Annotated in this window: 1 protein-coding gene; it reads right to left on the reverse strand. The window is 34.3% G+C overall.

The genetic code is table 11. From position 1 onward, the window contains the following. Positions 1 to 119: 119 nt before the first annotated feature. Positions 120 to 1,319, reverse strand: a complete 1,200-nt coding sequence (locus tag ACJDU8_RS25420) for an IS110 family RNA-guided transposase (protein WP_423244621.1) — start codon at positions 1,317 to 1,319, stop codon at positions 120 to 122. Positions 1,320 to 1,584 lie beyond the last annotated feature (265 nt).

Genomic DNA, 1,584 nt, shown 5'->3' on the forward strand with positions numbered 1-1,584 from the left:
TAAAAACCTGCTAAGAAAAGTCAAGCGCTTTTTTGACAAGTTTATATTTTTAAAAAATTTATTGCATTACAAAAAGACCAGTTTCTTTCAGCCGATTTTTTAAACACCTATTTTGTTTTTTATTGATAAACTTCCATTACTCTTGCATAGTAAATTCGTAAAAATTTATTTAAGCCTGCTATTTTAGCTACCCGTTTTGGTTTACCCTCAGCTTCTTTTTTCAGAATATACCAGTATACTGCATCATCATCTGGTGCCACATGTGTCTTTAACACTCGCATTGTCTCGTATCCAATTTTTCGTAATATTGATGATCCACGCTTGCTAATTTTACGGTTAGTTCCTGTAAATTTTCCTGATTGGTATGGTGGTGCATCTATTCCTGCATAGGCTATTAGTGCCTTACTGCTGTGAAATCTTCGTGCATCACCTATCTCAGCTATTAGCTTTGGGGCTAATACATCACCAACACCACCCATAGCTCTAACTACTGGATATTCTGGTAAAGTCTTTGCTAATTCTTTCATCTGTGTTAGAATAATCATCAAAGTTGTGTTTACTTGTCGTAACACGCTTACTGCTTGTTGTAACATCATTTTAGTAGATGGCATATCAGCAGGTAGTGTAGGGATACCCTCTTTTGCTAGGGAATAAATCTTGATGGCTTTATCCTGGCTTTGCTGGTATCCCTTTTTCTGAGCCCATTTCAAGTAACTATTAACAAATTGTTCCTCTGTTTTCTTCGTGATATTATCGAAATGCCAATATTCGTCTACAAAATCTGATAGCTTATCTTTCCCATTTACTTCATTCCACCCTTTTAACAAACCTTTAATTCCAGGCATTGTATAATCTAAAAGATGTGTAAGTGATTGCACACTTTCAATCTTCATTCTCATATAATGACTATATTGCCTTCCTAAAATTTTTAGTTCTTGATATACACCTTCATTCATTTCATAGTTTTTAAGCCGGAACCAAAAATCAATGCCGTAGTTCGCAATAGTCATTGAGTCTTTCTTGTCCGTTTTTACAGTTCTTAATCCCTGATTACGATATTGCTTCATCTCAAATGGATTAATTACAGTTACAAATATACCTCGCTCCTGTAAATAACTTAGTATCGGAAGATGATAAACACCCGTAGCCTCTAAGATTACTTTAACTTCATCCTCAAATCTAAGAAGCATTATTGCCAATTCCGACAATTCTTTCTCAGTATGATTTACTTCAAATGCAGCACTAACAATCTCTCCATATGGCTTTAAAATACATACTGTGCTTTTTCCTTTTGATACATCAATTCCTACACTTATCATCATGTACCTCCTAAAATCATTTGTAATTGTTTCCACCCACACTTATTACAGTTCATTTTAGTTCGTTACACGAAAGCTCATCTATAAGTTCCAACCTGCTTAATCGAATGTTCATAATAAGAGGTGGATGACGGTTTTTATGACGGATGTAAAAATCCAGAAACAGCCTCGCCAGACCAATCACTTCCCTTTATTATAAAAAAATAAGTGCAAATGTTAAATCACTAATGATGTGTTTAACAATTACACTTTTATGGTACTAAAA

It is taken from the genome of Candidatus Clostridium eludens, from assembly GCF_045310515.1.
GTDB classification, from domain to species: Bacteria; Bacillota; Clostridia; order Clostridiales; family Clostridiaceae; genus Clostridium_B; species Clostridium_B eludens.